21 protein-coding genes are annotated in these 21,891 nt (G+C 72.1%); 8 read left to right on the top strand and 13 right to left on the bottom strand.

Annotation, left to right across the window (positions count from 1 at the left end):
* Nucleotides 1-5 precede the first annotated feature (5 nt).
* Complete coding sequence (locus E4U91_RS15195; RefSeq protein ID WP_174867802.1) at nucleotides 6-581, top strand: hypothetical protein; 576 nt, start codon at nucleotides 6-8, stop codon at nucleotides 579-581.
* On the opposite strand, the gene E4U91_RS15190 is transcribed toward E4U91_RS15195, so the two are convergent.
* Nucleotides 565-1,092, bottom strand: coding sequence for a DUF2165 domain-containing protein (locus E4U91_RS15190; protein WP_137307365.1), 528 nt, complete (start codon nucleotides 1,090-1,092; stop codon nucleotides 565-567). The genes E4U91_RS15195 and E4U91_RS15190 overlap by 17 nt on opposite strands.
* Before the next feature lie 139 nt (nucleotides 1,093-1,231).
* Here E4U91_RS15190 and E4U91_RS15185 point away from each other — a divergent pair, with 139 nt between their 5' ends.
* Nucleotides 1,232-2,353, top strand: a complete 1,122-nt coding sequence (locus E4U91_RS15185; RefSeq protein WP_137307364.1) for an ADP-ribosylglycohydrolase family protein — start codon at nucleotides 1,232-1,234, stop codon at nucleotides 2,351-2,353.
* Nucleotides 2,354-2,372: 19 nt separating this feature from the next.
* On the opposite strand, the gene E4U91_RS15180 is transcribed toward E4U91_RS15185, so the two are convergent.
* From E4U91_RS15180 to E4U91_RS15170, 3 genes are all read right to left on the bottom strand, one after another.
* Nucleotides 2,373-3,932, bottom strand: a complete 1,560-nt coding sequence (locus E4U91_RS15180) for a sodium:solute symporter family protein (protein WP_137307363.1) — start codon at nucleotides 3,930-3,932, stop codon at nucleotides 2,373-2,375.
* Nucleotides 3,933-4,186: 254 nt separating this feature from the next.
* Nucleotides 4,187-6,079, bottom strand: a complete 1,893-nt coding sequence (locus E4U91_RS15175; RefSeq protein WP_137307362.1) for an MFS transporter — start codon at nucleotides 6,077-6,079, stop codon at nucleotides 4,187-4,189.
* A gap of 172 nt (nucleotides 6,080-6,251) precedes the next feature.
* Nucleotides 6,252-8,777 (bottom strand): D-alanyl-D-alanine carboxypeptidase, encoded by a 2,526-nt coding sequence (locus E4U91_RS15170; protein ID WP_137307361.1) that lies wholly within the window; start codon nucleotides 8,775-8,777, stop codon nucleotides 6,252-6,254.
* A gap of 352 nt (nucleotides 8,778-9,129) precedes the next feature.
* Between E4U91_RS15170 and E4U91_RS15165 the strand changes: the two genes are divergently transcribed.
* The 3 genes from E4U91_RS15165 to E4U91_RS15155 all read left to right on the top strand — a co-directional run bounded on the left by E4U91_RS15165 (nucleotide 9,130) and on the right by E4U91_RS15155 (nucleotide 11,473).
* Nucleotides 9,130-9,894, top strand: coding sequence for a GOLPH3/VPS74 family protein (locus E4U91_RS15165; RefSeq protein ID WP_137307360.1), 765 nt, complete (start codon nucleotides 9,130-9,132; stop codon nucleotides 9,892-9,894).
* Nucleotides 9,895-10,199: 305 nt separating this feature from the next.
* A complete protein-coding gene (locus E4U91_RS15160) occupies nucleotides 10,200-11,057 on the top strand; it encodes a helix-turn-helix domain-containing protein (protein ID WP_137307359.1) in 858 nt (285 codons plus the stop codon).
* 224 nt (nucleotides 11,058-11,281) lie between these two features.
* Nucleotides 11,282-11,473 carry a DUF397 domain-containing protein gene (locus E4U91_RS15155; RefSeq protein WP_137307358.1) on the top strand — a complete coding sequence of 64 codons (192 nt, stop codon included), beginning with the start codon at nucleotides 11,282-11,284 and terminating at the stop codon, nucleotides 11,471-11,473.
* A 100-nt stretch (nucleotides 11,474-11,573) separates the two neighbouring features.
* Here E4U91_RS15155 and E4U91_RS15150 read toward each other — a convergent pair whose 3' ends face one another.
* Entirely contained in the window at nucleotides 11,574-12,077 is a 504-nt protein-coding gene (locus E4U91_RS15150; RefSeq protein ID WP_137307357.1) for a glutathione peroxidase, read from the bottom strand.
* Nucleotides 12,078-12,367: 290 nt separating this feature from the next.
* On the bottom strand, nucleotides 12,368-13,369 hold the full coding sequence (locus E4U91_RS15145) for an ArsR/SmtB family transcription factor (protein WP_137307356.1): 1,002 nt from the start codon (nucleotides 13,367-13,369) through the stop codon (nucleotides 12,368-12,370).
* Nucleotides 13,370-13,452: 83 nt separating this feature from the next.
* Between E4U91_RS15145 and E4U91_RS15140 the strand changes: the two genes are divergently transcribed.
* Both E4U91_RS15140 and E4U91_RS15135 read left to right on the top strand, forming a co-directional pair.
* Nucleotides 13,453-14,706 (top strand): MFS transporter, encoded by a 1,254-nt coding sequence (locus tag E4U91_RS15140; protein ID WP_137307355.1) that lies wholly within the window; start codon nucleotides 13,453-13,455, stop codon nucleotides 14,704-14,706.
* A gap of 317 nt (nucleotides 14,707-15,023) precedes the next feature.
* A complete protein-coding gene (locus tag E4U91_RS15135; protein ID WP_137307354.1) occupies nucleotides 15,024-15,638 on the top strand; it encodes a DUF4352 domain-containing protein in 615 nt (204 codons plus the stop codon).
* Between the two features lie 89 nt (nucleotides 15,639-15,727).
* Here the strand turns inward: E4U91_RS15135 and E4U91_RS15130 are convergent, their stop codons facing one another.
* Entirely contained in the window at nucleotides 15,728-16,069 is a 342-nt protein-coding gene (locus tag E4U91_RS15130) for a VOC family protein (RefSeq protein ID WP_137307353.1), read from the bottom strand.
* 80 nt (nucleotides 16,070-16,149) lie between these two features.
* Here E4U91_RS15130 and E4U91_RS15125 point away from each other — a divergent pair, with 80 nt between their 5' ends.
* Complete coding sequence (locus E4U91_RS15125; protein ID WP_137307352.1) at nucleotides 16,150-16,908, top strand: class I SAM-dependent methyltransferase; 759 nt, start codon at nucleotides 16,150-16,152, stop codon at nucleotides 16,906-16,908.
* Nucleotides 16,909-16,950: 42 nt separating this feature from the next.
* Here E4U91_RS15125 and E4U91_RS15120 read toward each other — a convergent pair whose 3' ends face one another.
* From E4U91_RS15120 to E4U91_RS15095, 6 genes are all read right to left on the bottom strand, one after another.
* Nucleotides 16,951-17,298: an STAS domain-containing protein gene (locus E4U91_RS15120; protein WP_137307351.1), complete on the bottom strand. Its 348-nt coding sequence runs from the start codon at nucleotides 17,296-17,298 to the stop codon at nucleotides 16,951-16,953.
* A complete protein-coding gene (locus E4U91_RS15115; protein ID WP_241678587.1) occupies nucleotides 17,295-17,603 on the bottom strand; it encodes a hypothetical protein in 309 nt (102 codons plus the stop codon). The genes E4U91_RS15120 and E4U91_RS15115 overlap by 4 nt, the downstream gene beginning before the upstream one ends.
* A 10-nt stretch (nucleotides 17,604-17,613) precedes the next feature.
* Nucleotides 17,614-18,315: a DUF5994 family protein gene (locus E4U91_RS15110; protein WP_137307349.1), complete on the bottom strand. Its 702-nt coding sequence runs from the start codon at nucleotides 18,313-18,315 to the stop codon at nucleotides 17,614-17,616.
* A gap of 95 nt (nucleotides 18,316-18,410) precedes the next feature.
* Nucleotides 18,411-19,529, bottom strand: a complete 1,119-nt coding sequence (locus tag E4U91_RS15105; RefSeq protein WP_137310829.1) for an HTTM domain-containing protein — start codon at nucleotides 19,527-19,529, stop codon at nucleotides 18,411-18,413.
* 76 nt (nucleotides 19,530-19,605) lie between these two features.
* A complete protein-coding gene (locus tag E4U91_RS15100; RefSeq protein WP_241678586.1) occupies nucleotides 19,606-20,322 on the bottom strand; it encodes a DUF5819 family protein in 717 nt (238 codons plus the stop codon).
* A gap of 148 nt (nucleotides 20,323-20,470) precedes the next feature.
* Nucleotides 20,471-21,757, bottom strand: coding sequence for an ice-binding family protein (locus tag E4U91_RS15095; RefSeq protein WP_137307348.1), 1,287 nt, complete (start codon nucleotides 21,755-21,757; stop codon nucleotides 20,471-20,473).
* Nucleotides 21,758-21,891: the final 134 nt, after the last annotated feature.

The following is a 21,891-nucleotide window of genomic DNA, read 5'->3' as shown; positions in this document are numbered from 1 at the left end:
GATGGGTGCCCGTGCCTGCCCGACGGCTTCCCTCGTGGGCCTGGGTGACCGGCCTGACGACCGGCGCGATCGTCGCGGTCGTGGCCCTGGCGGTACAGGCCGACGGGGGCACGCACCCGTCGGCCGCGGCGGGCGCCCGCCCGCACGCCTCGGCGTCGGCCACCCCGAAACCGAAGCCGACGCCCAGCGCGATCGCGGCGGCCGAGGTCCCCGACGGCTCGGGCACGGGCCGCCGCGTCGTCTACTCGCTGGACCAGGACCGGGTCTGGCTGGTGGACGCCGACGACCGGGCCCGCCGCACCTTCACGGTGTGGCCGGGCACCGTCGACCCCAAGCCCGGCAGCTACACGATCTCCCTGCGCAAGGACGCCACCACCGGCTCCGACGGCGTGGACATCGAGCACATCGTCTACTTCACGGTGTCCTCGGGCGTGAACATCGCCTTCTCCAACGCGGTGGACGGTTCCTCCCCGCCGCCCGCCTCCGGCACCCCCACGGGCGGCATCCGCCTGCACAAGGCGGACGGCACCGCCCTGTGGGCCTTCGGCGCGACGGGGACGAACGTCAGGGTCGTGCCGTAGCCGGCTCCTCGCGGGTCGTCAGCTGCACGACGAGCAGCACCACGCCGCTCAGCGTGAACACCCGGATCGCCGCGTCCAGGCCGTTCCAGGTCTTGGACTGCCACATGGCGAACCACTCGCCGCCGACGGCTATGAACCCGGCCCCGAACAGCAGCATCACCATCAGCAGGCCGTACGTCGACAGGGTGCGGGCGCGCGGGGTGTCGCGGCGGACCCACAGCCAGGTGGCGGCCAGCAGCACCAGCGCGGCGGCGGTCTCCCAGACGATGATGAGCACGTAGGCGGTGTCCTGGAGCGCCTTGTCGGTGACCGCCCGCCACATCAGGTCGTCGTCCTTGAACGTGGTGTCCATGGCCAGGACGTGCCGCACGAACTGCTGGTTGGTGCCGAAGTCGGTGATGTTCCCGAAGGCGACCAGCGCCATGTAGAGGGCGACCGTGGCCGTGAGTGCGGTGGCGGTGACGGTCAGGGGGCGTGCGCCGCGCGCGGCGGGTGCGCTGGATTTGATCATGGGGAGGTCCTTCCCAGCCGGTACGGCCGTCTCCCGTACGGATTGAGCCAGATCCGTGTCGGGTGCACCTCAACTCCGCGTTCGCGGTCGATTACAGTGGCGAACCGTCGTACGTGCGAACGGGGCCCGGGAGGACGTGGTGAGTGCGACAGCGGGTCCCGTCTGGGGCCGCAGCGAGCAGCAGGACTTCCGCAGCCGGGTGCGCGGCACGCTGCTGGGCGCGGCCGTCGGCGACGCGCTCGGCGCTCCCGTCGACCCCCTGTCGGCCGAGGAGATCCAGGCCGCGCACGGCCCCGAGGGCGTGGCCGACCTGCTCCCCGCCCACGGGCGGCGCGGCACGGTCACCCACCTCACCCAGCTGACCCTGTTCACCGTCGACGGCCTGATCCGCGCCCAGGTCCGCCGCGACACCGGCGCCTGGCACCCGCCGACCGACCTGCACCGCGCCTACCTGCGCTGGGCCGCCACCCAGCGCGACTGGGGCCCCGACGAACGGCGCGCGGAGGACGGCTGGCTGGCCCGCGAGGAGTGGCTGTACGCCCGCCGCGAGCCCACCCGCGCCCTGCTCCTCGGCCTCGGCGACACCACCATGGGCACCCTCGACGCACCCAAGAACCCCGCCGACGCCGGCCCCGAGGTCGTCCCCCGCTCCGCCCCCTTCGGGCTGCTCGTCGGCTGGGAGCCCCAGCTCGTCGCCCAGCTCGCCGTCGAGTGTGCCGCGCAGACCCACGGCCACCCGGAGGCCTGCCTCACGGCGGGCGCGTACGCCCTGGTCGTCCACGCCCTGGCGCGCGGCGACAGCCTCGACGGGGCCGTGCAGCGCGCCCTCGCCCTGATGGCGGCCCGGCCCGGCCACGAGCCGGTGACCGACGCCCTCCGGCGCGCCCTCGGCACGGTCCGCCAGGGCCTGCCCGCCCCGGACCGGGTCGAGGAACTGGCCGGCGCCGACCGCCGCGCCCCCGGTGCGCTCGCCGCCGCCGTCTACTGCGCCCTGGTCGCCGAGGACGTACGGCACGGGCTGCGCCTCGCGGTCGGCCACGGCGCCGCCTCCGCCGCGGTCGGCGCGCTCACCGGCGGACTGCTCGGCGCCCTGCACGGCGAGACGGCCCTCCCGCCGGCCTGGCTGGCCGAGCTGGAGGGCCGTCCGACGATCCTGGAGCTGGCCGACGACTTCGCGATGGAGATGACCCAGGGCCCGGCCCTGCACGGCCCCGCCGGCGCGTCCCCGGGCTGGCTGGCCCGCTACCCGAGGGCCGTGTAGCGGGCCGGGCGCCGCGCCGTCAGTCCTTCACGGGGGCCGGCACGGCGTCCCGCGGCTCAGGGACCGCCGCCGACGCCCCCTCGTCACCGCCGTTGATGCGCTCGATGACCGCCAGCCGCTCCGGGGTGTCCTCCGGCTTGAGGTAGCCGACCAGCACGTAGAGCACCAGGGAGACCGCGAGCGGCACGGACACCTGGTACTGCAGCGGGACCCCGCCGTCGACGCTCCAGTTGATCGGGTAGTTCACCAGCCAGAACGCCAGCAGGCCGAGCGACCAGCTGGTCAGCGCCGCGGTCGGCCCCGAGCGGCGGAACGGGCGCAGCAGGCCCAGCATCATCGGGATCGCGATCGGGCCCATCAGCCCCGCCACCCACTTGATGACGACGGTGATGATGTCCTTGAAGGTGGGCGAGTTGACCTGCGTCGCCACCGCCATCGACAGGCCGAGGAAGACCACCGTGGTGACCCGGGCCGCGATCAGCCCCTTGCGCTCGCCCCAGGCCCGCGCCTGCTTGGACAGCACCGGCGCCACGTCGCGGGTGAAGACCGCCGCGATCGCGTTGGCGTCGGAGGAGCACATGGCCATCGTGTGCGAGAAGAACCCGACGATCACCAGGCCCAGCAGGCCGTGCGGCAGGAGCTGTTCGGTCATCAGGCCGTAGGAGTCGGAGCCGTCCGGCTTCTGCGCGTCGACCAGCAGCGGCGACATCCACATGGGGAAGAACAGCACCACCGGCCAGACGAGCCACAGCGCCGCCGACAGCCGCGCCGAGCGCTCGGCCTCGTGCGCGCTGCCCGTGGCCATGTACCGCTGGGCCTGGTTGAGCATGCCGCCGTTGTACTCGAACAGCTTGATGAACAGGAACGCCAGCAGGAACACCGTCCCGTACGGCCCCACCAGCGGCTTGTCGTGGCCGTGCAGCGCGGGCTGGTCCCACGCCTCCAGGAAGCCGATGCCCTTGTCGTCCAGCTTCAGCACCACGGCGACGAACATCGCGACGCCGGCCAGGAGCTGGATGACGAACTGGCCCAGCTCGGTCAGCGCGTCCGCCCACAGGCCGCCGATCGTGCAGTAGATCGCCGTGATGGCGCCGGTGATGAGGATGCCCTGGTTGAGGGACACCCCGGTGAACACCGACAACAGGGTGGCGATCGCGGCCCACTTGGCGCCCACGTCCACGATCTTCAGCAGCATGCCGGACCAGGCCAGCGCCTGCTGGGTCTTCAGGTCGTACCGGTTCTTCAGGTACTCCAGCGGGGAGGCCACGTGGAGCCGGGAGCGCAGCCGGTTGATGCGCGGCGCGAACAGCTTGGAGCCGATGGCGATGCCGAGCGCGATGGGGAAGGACCACGTGATGAACGAGGTGACCCCGTAGGTGTAGGCGATGCCGGCGTAGCCGGTGAACATCACCGCGCTGTAGCCCGACATGTGGTGCGAGATGCCGGACAGCCACCACGGCATCTTGCCGCCCGCCGTGAAGAAGTCGCTGACGTTGTCGACGCGTTTGTGCGACCACACGCCGATGGCGACCATCACGCCGAAATAGCCGATGAGCACGGCCCAGTCGAGACCGTTCATGTGCGCCCTCCCAGGGATCAGCCCGGCGCTCATCGTGGGTGCGGGCGCGTGAACACGACAAGTGAGCGGAAGGTCAAGGGACAGTAAAATCGTTCGACTAGCTGTCCTGCGTTCATCCATGTGAACTGACGGGAGGCGGATGTCCGGCTCTGACCAGCACGGATCCCCGATGACCCCCGGCGAACGACGAAGGCCGGTCCGGCGTCAGGAACGCGCCGGACCGGCCGGGGGGAACGTGGGGAACGGGGCAGGACCTACCGCGAGGCGGCGTCCTTCAGCTCGTCGGGGCAGGGCGTGCCGCGCGGCAGCTGGTACGGCGCCGCCAGCCGGTACGTCCCGGCCTTCGGCGCGAGCAGCACCGTCCACTTGTCGCCCTGGGCGTCCTCGTCCGTCTCGTACAGGCACCCGTTCAGGTTGGAGAACGACTTGGGTTCGCCCTCCTCGCGGTGCTTCGACGCCTCCGTCTCCTGCGGCGCCTTCAGGCTCTTGCCCTGCGCGTCGACGATGCTGAGCCACGGCGAGTAGGGGATGCGGATGAGCACCCGCCCCGCCCGCTGCACGTCGATCGTCCACTCGCCCTGCTCGGCCCGCTGCACCACCGCGTGCGGCTCCGCGAGCGGCGCCGGGTCGGTCACCCGGAACAGCTGCCAGTTGGCGTCGCCCCAGATCTGCGTCAGGTAGGGCAGCCCCCGCTGCACCAGCTCCCGCTCCCGCTCGCCGCCGTCCCCGTCCGGCTTGTCCTTCGGCACCACCACGAAGTGCACGGCCCACCGCTGGAGCCACTCGTGGTAGTTCGCGGAGTTCAGGGTGTCGTCGTAGAAGAGCGGGTTGCGCTCCATGTCGGCCTGCCGGTTCCAGCCGCGCGCCAGGTTCACGTACGGCGCCAGCGCGGACGCCTCCCGGTGCGAGCGGGCCGGTACGACCTCCACCCGCCCCTTCTCCGCGCCGACCCCCTGGAGCTGGTTGACCAGCGGGGCCAGCTCGCGCGCCCACGACGCGGCCGGCGTCGTCCGCACCACGTCGTCGACCGACTTGAAGCCGATCCAGGTGACGAACCCGGCCGTCGCCACCACGATCACGTACCACTTGCGGCTGCGCGGCACCGCGAACGGCAGCGCGCACACCAGCACCACCCCCGCGAACAGCATCGCCAGCCGCGTGATGTTCGACCCGATCTGCGAGCTGACGATCCACACCCCGAGCACCGCGAGCCCGTACACGGCCGCCGTGATCCGCACGGTCTTCCAGTCGCGCGGGACGACCAGGAACACGATCACCGCGTAGACGAACGGCAGCGACGCCGAGCCGAACGACATCGGCTGGGTGCCGGAGAACGGGAACAGCCACGCCGACACCGCGACCACCGCGGCCGGGGCCAGCCCCAGCGCCCACGCGCCGGGCCGCCGCTTCTGCAGGAACAGCGCCACCGCGATCAGGCCCACGAACAGGCCCGCGACCGGCGACGCCATGGTGGCGAGCGCGGCGAGCGGCGCCGCGCACAGCGCCTTCGCCCACCGCTTGTAGCGCCAGCGGTGCGGCCAGCAGAAGACGACGGCCACCGCACCCAGCGCGAACACCGTGCCCAGCCCGAACGTCACCCGGCCCGACGCGGCGTTGCACAGGAACGCGAACACCCCGGCCACGGCCGGCCACACCGGGTTCCTGACCGGCCGGCAGCGCAGCAGGACCAGCGTCAGCAGGGCCGCCGACAGCGTCCCCGCGATCATCATCGTGGTCCGCACCCCGAGGACGGACATCAGGTACGGCGAGACCACGCTGTACGACACCGGGTGCATGCCGCCGTACCAGGCGAGGTTGTACGCGGAGTCGGGGTGGCGGCCGACGAACTCGGCCCACGCGTCCTGCGCGGCGAGGTCGCCGCCACTGTTCGCGAACGTGAAGAACCAGACGAGGTGCAGGACGCCGGAGAGCGCGGTGACCGACAGCACCGGATGGCGTCCGAGCAGCTCTGCGAGGGCTTCCAGCCGGGCCCGGAAGCCGGACCGGCCGGACCCGCCGGGCGGTGCGGCCGGAGTGGGCCGCCCGGGCTCAGCCGGTGCGGGAGCGTCCGCGGGCACCCGTATTCGCGGGCCGGTGTCCGGGCCCGGACCGGTGTCGTCGGCGCGTGTCGGCTCCGCAGTGGCCACCTGAAGGCACTCCCCGTCCCGTCTTCTCTTCCGTCGACCTGTGCGTTCGGCGGCGCCCGCACGCCGGCCTGTCCCGTTTCGTGACGCTAGCACGCACCCCGTGGGGCAGCCCCCTCGGTGGGGGCGCCCCGACGGGGTGCGCGGGGGCCGGCCGGCGGGCGGCCGGCACGGCTCAGCCGATCCGGGTCAGCTTGTCCGTGAAGCCGGGCTCGGCGAGCTCCTTCTCCAGGGCCACCGGCACCTTCACGGCGCCGCTGTCGCCGTCGCCGACGGTCAGCGTGCCGACCTGGGTGCCCGCCTTCGCGGAGTGCGGCAGGTCGTCGGCCGGGGCGAAGGACAGCTTCACGGTGAGGCCCGCCCAGCCGACGGCCGGGACGTCCTCGGTGACCACGACCGGCGTGTGGTGCCCCATCCGGTCGTCGACGTACCCGACGACGTCGCCCTTCTTGAGGATCTTCGACGCGGTCATCGACTCCTGGGCGGCCAGCATCGCGGTCTTGCTGACCGCGTTCACCGTGTCGATGATCGGCGCCTTGTGCTGGCCGAGGACCGCGCCCACCAGGGTCACCGTCTCCCCGCCGACCTCCTCGGTCGCGGCGAACAGCAGGTTGCCGCCGGCCTTGGTGGTGCTGCCCGTCTTCAGGCCGATCGCGTGGTTGTACGGCACCAGGGTGTTGTAGTTGCGCCACTTCTGCCCCGACGGGTCGGTCCACTCCGGCAGCCGGGTGATGTCCGTCAGCGCCTTGATCCTGACCAGCTCGTTGCCCAGCTTCACCTGGTCCTCGGCGGTGGAGACGGTGGTCTCCTTGAGGCCCGAGGCGTCGGTGTACGTGGTGTTGGTCATGCCGAGTTCCTTGGCGGTGTCGTTCATCTTCTTGATGAACGCGGTCTCGGAACCGGCGTCCCAGCGGGCCAGCAGCCGGGCGATGTTGTTGGCCGACGGGATCATGATCGCCGACAGGGCCTGCTTCTCGGTGAGCTTGTCGCCCGCCTTGACGGTGTTGAGCGTCGACTCGCCGTCGGCGTCGTACCCGCCCTCCTTCTCGGCGGTCGCGTCCACCGGGATGGCCGGCCCCTCCTCGCCCGACTTCAGCGGGTGGTCCTTGAGGACGATGTACGCCGTCATGGACTTGGCGACGGACCCGATCGGCACGGGCGTCTGCTTGCCGAAGGAGTCCACCGTGCCGACGTCGTCGACGTCCATCCAGCCCTGGCCCTCGCCCGGCCAGGGCAGCTGCACCTTGCTGCCCTCGAAGGTGAAGGAGTCCTTGGCGGTGAGCGTCAGCTCGGGCTTCGGGAGCGGCCGCACGGCCTGCACGATCGCAAAGACGATCACCAGCAGGATGACCAGCGGCGTCCAGATCTTGATCCGCCGGGCCAGCGTGCGCAGGGGCGTGGGCGGGGGCGGCGGGGTGTTCGTCAGCTCGGCCAGCAGGTCCAGCGGCGGCTTCGGCGGCACGGGCTGCTGCTGCGTCCGCTCGGGACCGACCTGCGGCACGACCGCCGTCGCCTCGGAGGGCTTCACCGTCGGCAGCGCGGTGGTCGCCTCGGCGGGGGCGGTCGCGGAAGCGGGGGTGGGGGCCGTCGGCGCCGAGGTGGAGGCCGCTGGGGCCTTGGGGGTCTTGGGGGTCGCCGCCGGGGGCGTGACCTTCCGCAGCACGGTCGTCGACTCGGCCGGCTTGGGCTTGCGCACGTCGGGGTCGTCGAGCGATTTCAGCGCGACGAACTTGCTGGTGCGCTCGGGTTCGGACTCGGGGGTGCGGGACTTGGGGGCGGCGTCCTCGGGCTCGGCGTCCTTCGGGGTGGCGTCCTCGGGGGCGGCTGTGGCGGGCTTGGCGTCGGTGGGCCGGGGCTCGGTGGTCTTGCCCTCGGGCGTCGTGCCGGTGTCGCTGTCCGTGCCGGTGCCGGTGCCGGTGTTGGGCGCGTCCTCGGGGGCCGGGGCGGCGTCGGCGGGCTCGTCGTCGTCCGGGGTCGGCCCGGCGTCGGCCTTGTCCGCGGGGGCGGCCGTGCCCTTGGGGGCCGGGGTGGCGTCGCCCAGCTTCAGCATGGTGGTCGGCTGGTCGACGGCGCGCTCGGGACGCGGGGTCTTGAAGATGGCGGTGGGCTGGTCGACGGGCGCGTCGGCTGTGTCGTCCACCTCGTCCGGCTCGTCCGCATCGGCGCGCTCGTCCTTCGCGTCGGCGGACTCACGCCGGCCGGAGCCGGCCCCGGCGGGAGCGTCCTGGTCGGCCGTGTCGCTCTCGGGGGCCGTGTCCGTGGCGGCCGTACCCTCGGTGTCCGTCTCGCCGTCGCCTTCGACGTCCCCCGTACGGCCCTCCGCGCCCTCGGAGGCGTCCTGCGCCTCCTCGGAGCCCTCGGCGGCCCCGGAGCCCTCCCCGGCGCCGCCCGAGCGCCCGGAGCCGCCCTCGGCGTCCCGCTCGGCGTCCTCAGCGCCCTCGGGGCCCGCGGACGCGCCCGCTCCGGCCGCCTCCCCGGCGTCGGAGGCATCCGCCGTGTCCGCCGACTCCGCCGTGTCCGCCGACGTCTCCGACTCCGCCGTGTCGGCCGTACCCGCCGACTCCTCGGGCTTCCCGGACTCCCCGGACTCCCCGGACTTTTCAGTCTTCCCGGACTCCTCGGTCACCTCCCGGACCGAGAACACCCGGGTGGCCGTGTCCACGCCGCCCCGCGCCCCGGTGGACTCCCGGGCCACGGCCATCCGCGGATCCCGGGCTTCCCGTGCCTCGGGAACCGGTCCCGCACTCCCCGACGTCGGTTCTGCCGACGACTCGCGCTGCTTCGACCTGTCGGGGGACTCGCCCGCCACCGATGCCTCCTCGATTACGTTCCCGTACGACCCGCACAGCGGCCGCTCCGTAGGGTGTACCGCCCGCCGGACCACCGCTCCACCGCGCTGTCCGAACCGTGTACCAGTGTCCTGTGTGCGAGCCCGACCCAAGCGGTAGACGAGAACGACATACCTGCCGGTTCCCTTACAAACAGGTCACGCACCCTCGACAGACCAATGTGAGAGGGGTCACCCTGTCATTCATCCACGCGGGGAGGCATGGATGGGCAGGAGCCGCAGAACAATTCCGGAGGAGCTTCTGTTGCTGGCACTGGACCCGGCCACGGGTACCACTGCACAGCCGCAGTCGCTCGACCTCGGACTGGCCGGAGCACAGCTAGTGGAGCTGGCGCTGGCCGGACGGATAGCCCCAGACGGGGATCGTATCGCCGTGGTCGTGCCACGGCCGACAGGAGATCCGACCTTGGACTGCGCGTTGGAGTTGCTGCGAAGGCGCGGCGCTCCGGTGCGGGCGGTCCACTGGATCGGGGGCCCACGACTGGGCCTCCGGCAGATCTACCTCTCGCACCTGGAGCGGTGCGGCATGGTGCATGCCGTCGAGGGCCAGATGTGCGGGGTGTTGCCGACGACGCGCTACCAGGCGACGGACACCGCGATCAGCCGGGAGATCAGGGCCCGGCTGGACTCGGCGATCCGCACCGGCGTGCCGCCGGACCCGAGGACGGCGGCGCTCGCCGCCCTGGCCCACGCGGTCGGTCTCGGCAAGCACCTGTACCCGGGCAACGAGGGACGCTCGTCCCGCTCCCGGCTGCGGGACCTGATCCGGCACGACCCGATGGGCGGACTCGTGGCGCACGCCGTGATGGACGTCCAGAACGGCGCCGTGGCACAGCCGCGCCGGGGTGCCCCACCGGCACCCGCCGGCCGGCAGCCCGCCGGTGCCGGAGGCAGGGCGGTGCCGGAACCGGCGCGGGGCGTTCCGACGCAACCGCACCGTGGCTCCATGGCACGCGTCGTGGCGCACTGAGCCGCAGCCGCAGCCGCCGCAGGGGCGGTCGCAGCCGCAGCCACGACACCTGAGGACCCGTTCGGGAGCCGCCGCGTCCGCGCGGGGCGTCGGAACCGTTCGCACCGCGAACGGCGACGGCGTCCCGCGCGGAGGCATGTAAGGGCAGCGGCGGAGTGGGGGAAGAAGGGTTTCTCCTACCCGAACTGGCGCGTACCGACCGCATATCCACCATTTTCCAGCGCTGGCGACGACCTTGGTGGCAGTCTGCTCAACAGCAGATACGGAAAGTGTCAAGTCAGGTACACAGCGGAGGTGCACGTCCCGTGGCGTCCAGTGTCAACCCCACCGTCCGGCGGCGCCGGTTGGGCCAGGAGCTGCGCCGGCTCCGCGAACTCAAGGGCATGACGGCCGAGGAGGTCGCCGAGCGCCTCCTGGTGTCGCAGTCGAAGATCAGCCGCCTGGAGAACGGCCGGCGCAGCATCAGCCAGCGCGACGTGCGCGACCTGTGCGGGGTGTACGAGGTCGAGGACCAGCGCATCGTCGACTCGCTGATGCAGATGGCCAAGGACTCCCGCCAGCAGGGCTGGTGGCACGCCTTCGGCGACGTCCCCTACAGCGTCTACATCGGCCTGGAGACGGACGCGGCGAGCCTGCGCGTCTACGACCCCCAGGTCGTCCCCGGCCTCCTGCAGACCCGGCAGTACGCGGAGGCGCTGATCGCGGGGGCGCTGCCGGAGACCGCGCAGGCCGAGGTGGAGAAGCGGGTGCAGGTGCGGATGCGCCGGCAGGAACGCATCTCCAGCACCGACAACCCGCTGCGCCTGTGGACGGTCCTCGACGAGGCGGCGCTGCGCCGGGTGGTCGGGAACAGGGAACTGATGCGCGCGCAACTGGAGTTCCTGGTCGAGCAGTCGCAGCTGCCGCACGTCACCGTCCAGGTGATCCCGTTCGAGATGGGCGCCCACCCGGGCCTCAACGGCCAGTACGCGATCCTGGAGTTCCCGGACGCGGCCGACTCCAGCGTCGTCTACATCGAGGGCGTCACCAGCGACCTGTACCTGGAGAAGCCGAACGACGTGCAGAAGTACAGCGTGATGTACGAGCACCTGCGGGCCCAGGCGCTGAACGTGGAGCAGTCCCGGCAGTTCATCGCGGACGCGGCGAAGCAGTACGCGCGCTAGGCCGTTCCGCGCGGATCACGTCGGATCACAGCGGATCACGTCGGAGGGCGGCGAACCGTACACCCTCTCCGGTCCGCGGCGGAAGGCTCCACTGGAATATGCCATCCAGTCGAGTGAATCACTGCTCCGTCCGGGAGGGCGGGCGAGTAGCGTCGATCACGCCACCGAAGCAACAGGGTTGGCGCGAACCGAGCAACTCCCCTCACAGGCAATACGGAGCAGAAATGGCAATTCGTCAGGGCAGCACGGACACGTGGACCAAGTCCTCGTACTCCACCGGCAACGGCGCCTGCGTCGAGATCAAGTCGCCGGTCGTCGGGGCCATGGCCGTCCGTGACTCCAAGGTCACCGAGGGCCCCACCCTCGGCTTCCCGGCCGGCGCGTGGAACAAGTTCGTGGCCTCGGTCAAGGCGTAGCAGGCACCCCTGCCCGCACAACTGCACAAGCACCACCCGGAGCCCTCTCGACCAGTTCGCCGTCCTTGCCGAGAGGGCTCGGCTTGTGCCCGGACCCGCCTCAGCCGAGCTGCGCCTCGATGGCGGCGAGGACCTCGGGGGCGTCGGGCTCGGTCTGCGGGGAGAACCGCGCGACGACGCTGCCGTCCCGGCCGACCAGGAACTTCTCGAAGTTCCAGCGGATGTCACCGGTGTGCCCCTCGGCGTCGGCGACCTCGACGAGGCGGGCGTAGAGCGGGTGCCGGTCCTCGCCGTTCACGTCGACCTTCTCGGTCAGCGGGAAGGTCACGCCGTACGTGGCCGAGCAGAACTCGGCGATCTCCTCCGCGGAGCCGGGCTCCTGCCCGAGGAACTGGTTGCACGGCACACCGAGCACGGTGAAGCCACGGCTGGCGTACTGCTCGTGGATCCGCTCCAGCGCCGTGTACTGCGGGGTGAGCCCGCACTTGGACGCGACGTTCACGACGAGGACGACCTTCCCGTCGTACTGCGACAGCTCGGCGTCCCCACCCTTCAGAGCACCGATCCGCACGTCGAGGGGCGAGGAGGAAGCATCAGTAGTCATGCGCGGATGCTAGCCCGAGGCCCCGACCACCGGCCGCCCCCACCCGGACACAGGCCGTCCTCCACGCATGTTGCCCGCGCCGGGGGCCGGCGCGTCCTGGCGGCTGCCGCGCCGCTGCCCTCGCTCCCGCACACCGCGGGCAGTCGTGCCGCAGGGCGGCACGGGTGGGCGCGGCAGCACCCCGTCAGCGCCGGGCCGCGCGACCCACCCCCGGGCACCGAGAACGCCGTCCACCAGGCATCCCACCCCGCCCACCACGCACCCCACCCCCAGCCGACCAGAACGCCGGCTCACCCACCCCCCGCCCCCACCACCGCATCCCCCACCCCCGTCCGCGAATACCGCACCGCCCGCCCCACCCGCCGCCGCTCCACCAGCCCCGCGTCCAGCAGTACCCGCAGGTGCCGCCCCACCGACCCGAGCGCCATCCCCGTCACCGCCACCAGCTGGGTCGTCGTCAGCGGAACCCCGAGCAGCACCAGCACCCGGGCCCGCCCCGCCCCCATCAGCGCCTCCAGCGCCGCCCCGACGGCCCCGGCCCCCTGCTCCACCCCGGCCAGCGCCCCCACGCACGGATACACCACGGCGAACCGCCCCCGCTCACCCCCGCCGGGCCGCTCCGGCTCCCGCTCCTCCCAGGACACCCACCCCGCCCGGGAGGTCACCGGCACGAACACCAGCTCCGCCCCGGAGACGTCCCGAGGCGGGTACTCGTGCAGGTTCACCTGGAAGCGGCTTTCCCCCAGCCACCGCGTCCCCGGCCGCAACGAGTCCAGCACCGCCGCCCACCCACCCCGGCTCACCTGTGCCGTCCGCGCGGCCACATCGGCCTCCAGCACCCGCCGGCGCCGCCCCCAGTACGGCCGTACGGTCTCCTCCCACACCCACTCCAGCACCCGCGCGGCCCGCTCGCCGAGATCGTCGCGCTGGAGGACCCCCGGCAGCTCCCCACCGCCCGCAGCCGTCCGCAGATGGGCCCGGGCGGCCTCCCCGGACACCTCCCGCACCCGTTCCAGCGCTTCCTCCCACCCCTCCCCGTCCCGGGGCGTGGGCGTCAGGAAGTCCGCGATCCACTCCCGCCCGAGCCCCACCCGCACCAGCTCCCGGGCCACGGGGTCCGCGGCGAGCAGCGCCCGGTAGTCCGGCCGGTGCGTACGCAACCACCCCACCTCCCCGGGATGCGCCCCCACCCCGGAGTGCAGCAGCTTCAGGCTCGCGAAGACCTCCGCGTACGACGACACCACGAACCGGCTGCGCGCCACGGTGTCCGCGTCGACCTGCCACCACCCCACGAGAGCCCCCTCCGCCGCGCCAGACCTTTCGCCCCCACGCGAAACGTTAACGACCCCCAGCACCCCGCTCCCACACTCCGACCATGCCCAAGCAGAAACCCACCCCCACCGACGACGGCCCCCCGGCCCCCACTCCCGACCCCGGCACGACGGCCAACCCCATTCACCCCACCCCCACCGACCGCCCCCGCTACACGGACCTCTTCCGCACCCCGGAGTTCACCCCCCTCTTCCTCTCCTCCGCGGCGCACACCGCCGCCCAGACCCTCACCGGCCTGGCCCTCGGCACCCTCGTCTACGACGCCACCGACTCCCCGCTGCTGTCGGCGCTGAGCATGTTCGGCCCGTCCCTCGCCCAGGTGCTCGGCGCCACGGTCCTCCTGTCCGGCGCCGACCGCCTCTCCCCGCGGGCCACGCTGACCGGCATCTCGGCGACCTTCGCCCTCGGCACGGCGCTCCTGGCGACCCCGGCCCTCCCGCTCTGGTCACTGTTCCTCGTCGTCCTGGTCCAGGGCCTCGTCGCGGCGCTGGGCGGCGGCGTCCGCTGGGGCCTGCTCCACGAGCTCCTCCCCAACGACCGCTACCTCCCCGCCCGTTCCGTCTTCAACATGATGTCCGGCCTGACCCAGATCGCCGGGTACGCCACCGGCGGCGCCCTCCTCACCACGCTCGCCCCCCGCCCGACCCTGCTCCTCGGCGCGGCCCTCTACGTCGTCGCCGCCGCGGTGACCCGCCTGGGCCTCACCCCGCGCCCGCCGCGCACCCAGGGCCGCCCGACCCCGGCGGAGACCTGGCGCACCAACCGCGTCCTGTGGTCGTCCCGCCCCCGCCGCCTCACCTACCTCGGCCTGTGGCTGCCCAACGGCCTGGTCGTCGGCTGCGAATCCCTCTTCGTGTCGTACGAACCCGGCGCCGCGGGCACGCTGTTCGCCTGCGCGGCACTCGGCATGCTGGCCGGCGACCTCACCGTGGGCCGCCTGCTGCCCCCGACGACGCGCCGCCGCCTCGCCACCCCGCTCCTCCTGCTCCTCGCGACCCCCTACACCCTCTTCGCCCTGCACCCACCCCTGCCCCTGGCCGTCCTCTGCACGGCACTGGCCTCGATCGGCTTCGGCGCGAGCCTGGTCCAGCAGGAACGCCTGATGAAGCTCACCCCACCCGAACTCGGCGGCCACGCCCTGGGCCTGCACTCAGCGGGCATGCTCACCTGCCAGGGCCTCAGCGCAACGGCAGCAGGAGCAACGGCCCAACTCACGTCCCCACCCACAGCAATGACCCTCCTGGCCCTCACGTCCCTGGCAGTAACGGCCACCTTGACCCTCCCCCGCCGCCCCTGAATCCCCTCACCGCCCGACCCACCACCGCACCCCCGCCGAAAGCACCGGCGCCGGGCCCGCCGCCTTCGCCACGGACGGACACCGGGACTACCACGTCTCCCTCTCCGACGGACAACGAGACGACCGCCACGACGTCCTCGAGCCCGTCCGACACCTCACCGAGGGAGAGGTGCAACCGCCGACGCACGGGAGGGGGCCCGGCGCCTACCCGCCCGCGACACCCCGATCGGGTGAACCCGGACCCGTGCCGCAACTACCGCCCCTCCCGCACAGGTCGTACAGGTGCAAGCCTCGACCGACCCCACGGGGGACAGCACGTGAACCAGCAGCACCCGCACCACCCGCACGACCCGAACCAGCCCGCCTGGCCGCCGGGAGGCTACGGCCCCCCTCCGCAGCCGCCGAAGAAGACCAACGTCGGCAAGGTCATCGGCCTGGGCTGCGCGGGCGTGATCGGTCTGGTGGTGCTCATCGGCGTCATCGGAGTGGCCGCGGGCGGGGACGGCGACAAGGACGACAAGACGACCAGCAGCGCCCCGGCGACGGTGCCGGACGCGGGCAGGACGGCGGACGACCTGCCGAAGCAGGACGACGCCAAGGCGACGTCATCGGTGACGCTGAAGGCGCGGAAGACGTCCTTCTCGAAGAGCATCCTGGCGAGCGACAGCAACTACACCAGCGTGCTGGTCACCCTCACCAACAACGGTGACGAGCCCCTCGACGTGAACCCGCTCTTCTTCACGATCACGGACACCAACGGCACGAAGCACACGCACGAACTGGCCGCGGACGAGCAGCAGATCGACACGGTGAAGCTGGCCCCCGGCGAGAACATCTCCGGCACGGTCACGGGCAAGGCGACCTTCACCCCGAAGTACGTCATCTTCACGAACGGCTTCCTCGGCGACTCGTACCGGGCGAACGTGTCCTGACCGCACAGCGAAGACCGTGCTGGTCGCAGTCGCCAACGCGAGACGTCGTCAACCAGCGACCGCGACCAGCACACCGGCGGCAAGGCTCCTCAGTGGACGCAGAACTCGTTGCCCGCCGGGTCCTGCAGCACGGTCCAGGTCAGACCCGGGACGCTGTGCTCACCGACGACGCTCGCCCCCAGCCCGACGAGCCGCTCGACCTCACCGGCCATGCCGGTGCCCTCCGCGGCAGCGAAGTCGACGTGCACACGGTTCTTGCCCCGCCGCTCCTCGGCCACCCGCTGGAAACCCATCGCCAGCGGCTGCGCCCTGACGATGACGAAGTCACCGTGGTCCTGGGCGATCTCCCCCCGCAACGCAACGGCCCACCACTGGGCCAACTCCTGTGGCTCCGCACAGTCCACCGTGATCATCACTGCTGCCAGACTCATGATCGTCACCCTAACGACGACCACCGACAGCCACCCGGAACGAGGCGACGGCCGACCAGTGCGCCAACTAGGTTGACCCCGTGGACAGCATCCCCGCCAACCGGCGCCTCTGGAACCGGATCAGCAGCGTCTACCAGCGCGAGCACGACGCACAGATCGGCGCCACACCCCGGCTGTGGGGCATGTACTCCATCCCCGACGCACACCTCCAGGCCCTGGGCGACGTCACCGGCAAGCGCGTCCTGGAACTCGGCTGCGGCGCCGGCCAGTGGTCCAGGGCGCTGGCGGCCGAGGGCGCCGACGTGGTCGGCCTGGACCTGTCCGAAGCCCAACTCGCGGCAGCGACCGCCGCGATGGGAACGCCCCGCTACCCCCTGGTGCAAGGCGCCGCCGAACACCTCCCCTTCGCCGACAACAGCTTCGACCTCGTCTTCTGCGACTTCGGCGGCCTCAGCTGGGCACCCCCGCACCTGGCCGTCCCCCAGGCCGCCCGCATCCTGCGCCGAGGCGGGCGCCTGGTGTTCAACGTCGCCAGCCCATGGTTCGAGGCCTGCTACGACGAAGCCGCCGCCCGCGTGACCACGACCCTGCAACAGGATTACTTCGGCCTGAGCACCATCGCCGAGGGCGACGACGCGACCAGCTACCAACTCACCTACGGCGACTGGGTCAGAGTCCTGCGCGGCGCGGGTCTGATCATCGACGACCTCATCGAGCCCCGCCCGGACCCCGAAACCCCCAACGGCTACAACACGACAGCCCCACCCGACTGGGCCCACCACTGGCCGGCGGAAGCGCTCTGGGTCACCCACAAACCCCTCCCTCCGGGTCAGGTCTGAACTCGAGGGCGCAAGGCCGTATCCGCGTTGCTTCTGCCGCCGTCAAGCCCGCTGAGGGCGCGCCCCTCCCGGCCTCATCGGACGGAGCAGACCATCGCAGCCCGTGTCCATGAGCAGCCGTTCGGTCTGCGGGGAGGGATGGTGCAGCAGGAGGAACGCCTGGGTCTCGGCGGCACGTTCCGACACGTCGAGGAAGACGCGCAGGCCGCTGTCGTCACAGCGGTCGACGGTGGTCAGATCGACGTCGATGAGGGTGATGCCGTCCTGCAGACACTGCTCCAGAGCGGCGCGCAGCCGGGGCGCGGTGCCGGGGTCGATCACACCGGCCAGGGTGACCAGGGTGCGCGCGCCCCGGTCGTGCCGGTAGATGTTCAGCCGCGGAAGAGTCATGACGCCTCGGTTCGGGTGGTCGGATCCTCGGGTGCTCCAGAGCCTGCGTCCACGCGCCGGGCTCGCGTCGCCGCGGGCCGGGCGGGTGCCGGGGCGGGGCTGCCGCGTCGCCTGTCGGGCGCCCGGATGCCGGCCCATGGAGCGAGGTGCGGCTGGGGTGCGACATGACCACGGCGACCGGGCCGGGGGGTGCTGTACCGGTACGCCGCGATCCTGTCGGCGTGCTGGAGCCCGAGCCGGTGGATCACGTACGCCGCCACCGCGACGAGGACCAGGAAGGCGACGATCGTCAGGAAGACGGTCATGGCGGCCACCTCACATACCGACGATGAGCCGGCTGGCCGCTCCTGGCGGACCGGCCTGCCCGGGAACGGCCGCGGGTACCGCCGAGGCGCCGCCCTCGTACTCCCATGCGTCGTCCGGGCGCCCTGGCCGGTCGTCGTCCGGGACGTCGTCGAGGGCATCATCCGCGGCGATGAGCGCGCTCGCGGTCAGCGCCGGCCCGTCGTGCCCGGACGCGGCTGCCATCAGCCGGGCCGCCGACGCCGCTCCGGTCTCGGGCGGAATGACGAGGAGGTCCCAGCGGCCGGTGCCGTACGAGAGCAGCAGCAGCTTGTGGGAGTCGAGTTCCGGGGTGAACCAGCCGGCCTTGACGATGTGCCCGGCCACGGGGATCTTGCGCGGGATGGCAGGCCAGTGCTCGGGGTTGACGGCGATACGGGTGATGCGGCCCCAGAGGGGATCCAGCACGTCCATGAGCGCCGGGAGTTCGTGCAGCAGGTCTCGGGACCTGGGCCACCAGGCTCCGTCCAGGAGACCCCGGGGGCCGTCGGTCTTCAGGGCGAGGCGCGCGGCCGGAGCTGCGGCGGGCTCGGTGTGCGGCAGGGTGGGGAGCAAGGTCGCCGACATGATGCGGACCCGTCTCCGGGCCGCTTCTGCGGCGGCCCGGTTTTCTTCGTTCGCCGGGAACGACCCGGCGTGGAAGCCGGTGTGCGAAATGCCCTCGGTACAGACCACACTACTCCGCGTTCCGTCGCGGCGCGGAGGGGCCGTGTGGCGAGAAGCGCTCACGAGTGGGGCGGCCGTTCCCCGATCATGCGTCCGCGCGGCTTCTACGGCGCTGTCGTCGAGCCGGACGGTGGCGGACCGGCGTGACCGCTCGCCGGGCGTGACACCGGCCTGTGCTCCTCCCGGCCGTCCGGGTGGCCGCCCTGCTGGGGGACGGATCCGAGCCCTGTTCCCCGCTCCGGCGCCGGCCCGTCGCATCGACGCGTACCGCGCCGCAGGAGGTGGGGCAGGAACGCGTAGAAGCGGTCGGGAAGGAACACCGCGTCGGCGACGATCATCGTGCCCGAGAAGAGCGGCAGGCCGAGCACCACGGCGATGGCGACGTGCATGCCCAGGAGCACGGTCAGGACCGGGTACTTGAGCCGGCCGAAGAGCACGAACGGAAAGGCGACCTGGGTGAGGACGGTCAGGTAGCCGGCGACCGCCATCGCGAGCGGATACCGGTCCATGGCGTGGGAGAGCGCGGGCCACGGCTGGAAGAGCTCCAGGTTCAGCACGTAGTGCAGGGCGGTGCCGTCGTCCCAGAACGAGCCCTGGACCTTGTACAGACCGGCCGATCCGTACAGGAAGCAGACCTGTGCCGCGATCACGAGGACGCCGCAGTTGTGCACCACGGTGACCAGCGTCCGCCGGGCCGCACGCAGGTCCTGAGCGACGACGTGGCGCGGACGGGCGACGTCCGTACGCGCCGCCTTGATCCGCGCGCGGCGTGCGTCCAGTGACCAGCGCCGACCGCACGCGGTGAGCGTGAGGTAGAGGGCCATCAGCAGCAGGAGATTGTCGCCGCCGTCCGTCATGAAGATCGCCCGGGCGTGGAAGGAGACCACCACGCCCGCGAACAGCACGGACGTGACCCGGGTCCGCCAGCCCAGCAGGAAGAGCGCGGACGTCAGCAGGGCCAGCGCATAGCAGAGCTCGAAGTAGGCGCGGCCGTCCGACAGGAGCAGGAAGCTCCACCAGCCCGTCTGGTCGAAGAGCTGCGCCGCCAGTGAGGGTGTCCACGGGGAGCCGGGACCCCAGATCTCGTCCCGGTGGGGGAACTCCCGGAGGAGGAAGGCCAGGTAGAGCAGCCCGTACCCGATCCGCAGGACCGATGTGGCGTACAGGGACACGGGACGGCCGGTGAGGAGGTCCCAGATGCCGTCGGCCCGGGCGAGGAGCAGACGGTGGACGCGGGCCCATGCGTCGTCCTCGGACCCGCCCGGTACGGCCGTGCCGGCCGGGAGGTCGCGGACCTTCTCACTTCCCACGGGGGGTCACCTTCCACCAGGGCAGGAGCCGGTTCTCCACCGGCTCGGGGGGCCGCCGGCCGGCTGCCGTGCCAGGCGCTGCGACGGGCGCGGTGACGACCCGGAGCTGGATGAACTCGAACGTGCCCGCGCGCCGACCGGCGACGCGGTCCGCGGCGATGTTGCTCAGGTACTTCTGCATCATCACGGCCCGGGGAGAGCGTGCCCTGTCGTCCGCGCCGTGTGTGTCGACATAGGAGGTCCAGGCGCGGCGCAGGAGGTTCTGCGCCGTGTGGCTGGGAAACGGGTCGTGTGCGACGGCGGCACGGTCCAGGGCGGTCAGGTCGATCCAGGGGCTGACCCGCGCTGAGCCGTCGGGCCCGCTGTGCGCGGTCCTGGCCCACACCCTGCGGTTGACGGAGTCGGGGTTGGGGGCGAACAGCTGCCAGTTCTGCTCGAAAAGGGGATACACCCACGCGACGACCTGCCGGTTGTACCGCTGTGAGACGGGGTTGGGAGGTGCCACGTGGAGGAAGACGGCACCGAGATGCACCAGGGTCGTCACCAGGCACACGAGGACGGCACCGCGCAGGCCCGCTCTCAGGGCCCTGGTACCCCGGACCCGCTCGCCGGGCTGGCCGGCGCCCGTTCCCCGTTCCCCCGGCAGCGAGCCGCCATCGGTCCGTCGGTGTTCCTTCACGCGCGCCGCGTCAGTTCCGCTCGACACCGCCCACCTTGCTTTCTCGTGTTCGCCGTCCGGCGTCACAGGCTGTTCGTGCACCGGCGGCGGCAGCGGCACCGGCAGCGGCGGCGGGCGGGGGGATCGAGGTCCCGCCGCACGCCGTCATCCGCGGTACCGACCCGCGATCCGCCGACTAGCTCTCGTGGTCTTCCTGGCCGTCGGACTTGGGCGCGTTGCCGTAGCCGTAGTTGCCGTAGTCGTGGCCGTAGTCGTGGCCGTAGTCGTCGCCGGGCCGATCACCATGGCCGTGGTCCGGCTTGCCCGGCGCGCCCTGGTGGTCCTCGCCCGGCTTGCGGTGGTGGTCATGCCCACCGCCGACGTCCGGTCCGCCGTGCTCGCCGGGCCTGCCGTGGTGTTCAGCGGGCCGGCCGCCGCCGTGCTGACCCGCGGTGTTCCCGGCCGTGTTGCCCGAGGTGTTCCCCTTGGTGACGTTGTTGCCGGCGGTGTTGCCCGAGGTGTTCCCGGAGGTGCTGCCGGCCGTCACGTTGACGATCGGCCCGCCCAGGAGGCCACCGCTGACCAGACCGCCGCTGAGCAGGCCTCCGCCGATCGCACCGGCGGTGGTGCCGGTCGTCGATCCGGTCGTGGTGCCCGTCGTCGTACCGGTCGTGGTGCCGGTCGTGGTGCCGGTCGTCGTACCGCTGGTGGTGCCGGTGGTCGTGCCGCCGGTCGTTCCGGTCGAGCAGGCGTTGAGGAAGATCCGGTTGGTGTCGAGCGTCACGGCGCCGTTGCGGGCCAGCGCCCGGCCCTCGATGTTGGTCCCCGTGGTCACGTGGATGTCCGTCAGGGCCATGATGGTGCCCACGAAGGTGGAGTTCGTCCCGAGGGTCGCCGAACTCCCGATCTGCCAGTAGACGTTGCACGCCGAGGCGCCGTTGGTCAGAAGCACGCGGCTGGAGGAGGCCGTCGTCAGGGCCTCCGGAATCTGGAACACCCACACGGAGTTCGGGTTTCCTCCGGCGTCCAGGATCAGATCGCCGGTGATGCCGACACCCGAGGTGGCGGTGTAGACGCCCGGAAGCAGCGTCGTGCCGTTCCCGATGCCCGCTGCGAGTGCGAAGTCCGTGGCCTGACCTGCCGCGTTGTTGTAGGCGGTGACGAGGTCGGACTTGGCCTGAGCCGCCACGGCGTCGGCGGCGTGCACGGCGCCGAGCACCTCGCCGGGCGGGAAACCGGTGATGGCCGGGTTCGGGTACGTCCCGAGATCGTGACTGATCACCGTGGGGCCGGTGTTGGTGACTCCCGCGCCCGCCAGGACGGAGAAGCTCGCCGCCGTGGCCAGCGGTACCGGCGTGGCGATGGCGACTGCCTGGGCGGGCGACAGGACGACCATCGCGGCGGCGACCGTGGCGGCGAGAGCTGAGGCCAGCAAGCCCGGCAGGGAGCGCCGGCGAGCCGTCTCAGGGATTTTCAGCTTCATCAAGAGGCCATTTCCTGTGGGGGCCGTGGCGTGCCGGGCTGCAACCGAACGCCCGGAGAGCCGTGATCTGGTGGTGCATATTACGGAGGAATCTTCCTGGGCCCGCGACAAGAGAAGTGCGTTTCTGGTTTTCG

Origin of the sequence: Streptomyces lasalocidi (assembly GCF_005280215.1) — a bacterium.
In the GTDB taxonomy this organism is placed as follows: Bacteria; Actinomycetota; Actinomycetes; order Streptomycetales; family Streptomycetaceae; genus Streptomyces; species Streptomyces longwoodensis.
This window is presented reverse-complemented; position numbering and strand designations above follow the sequence as displayed.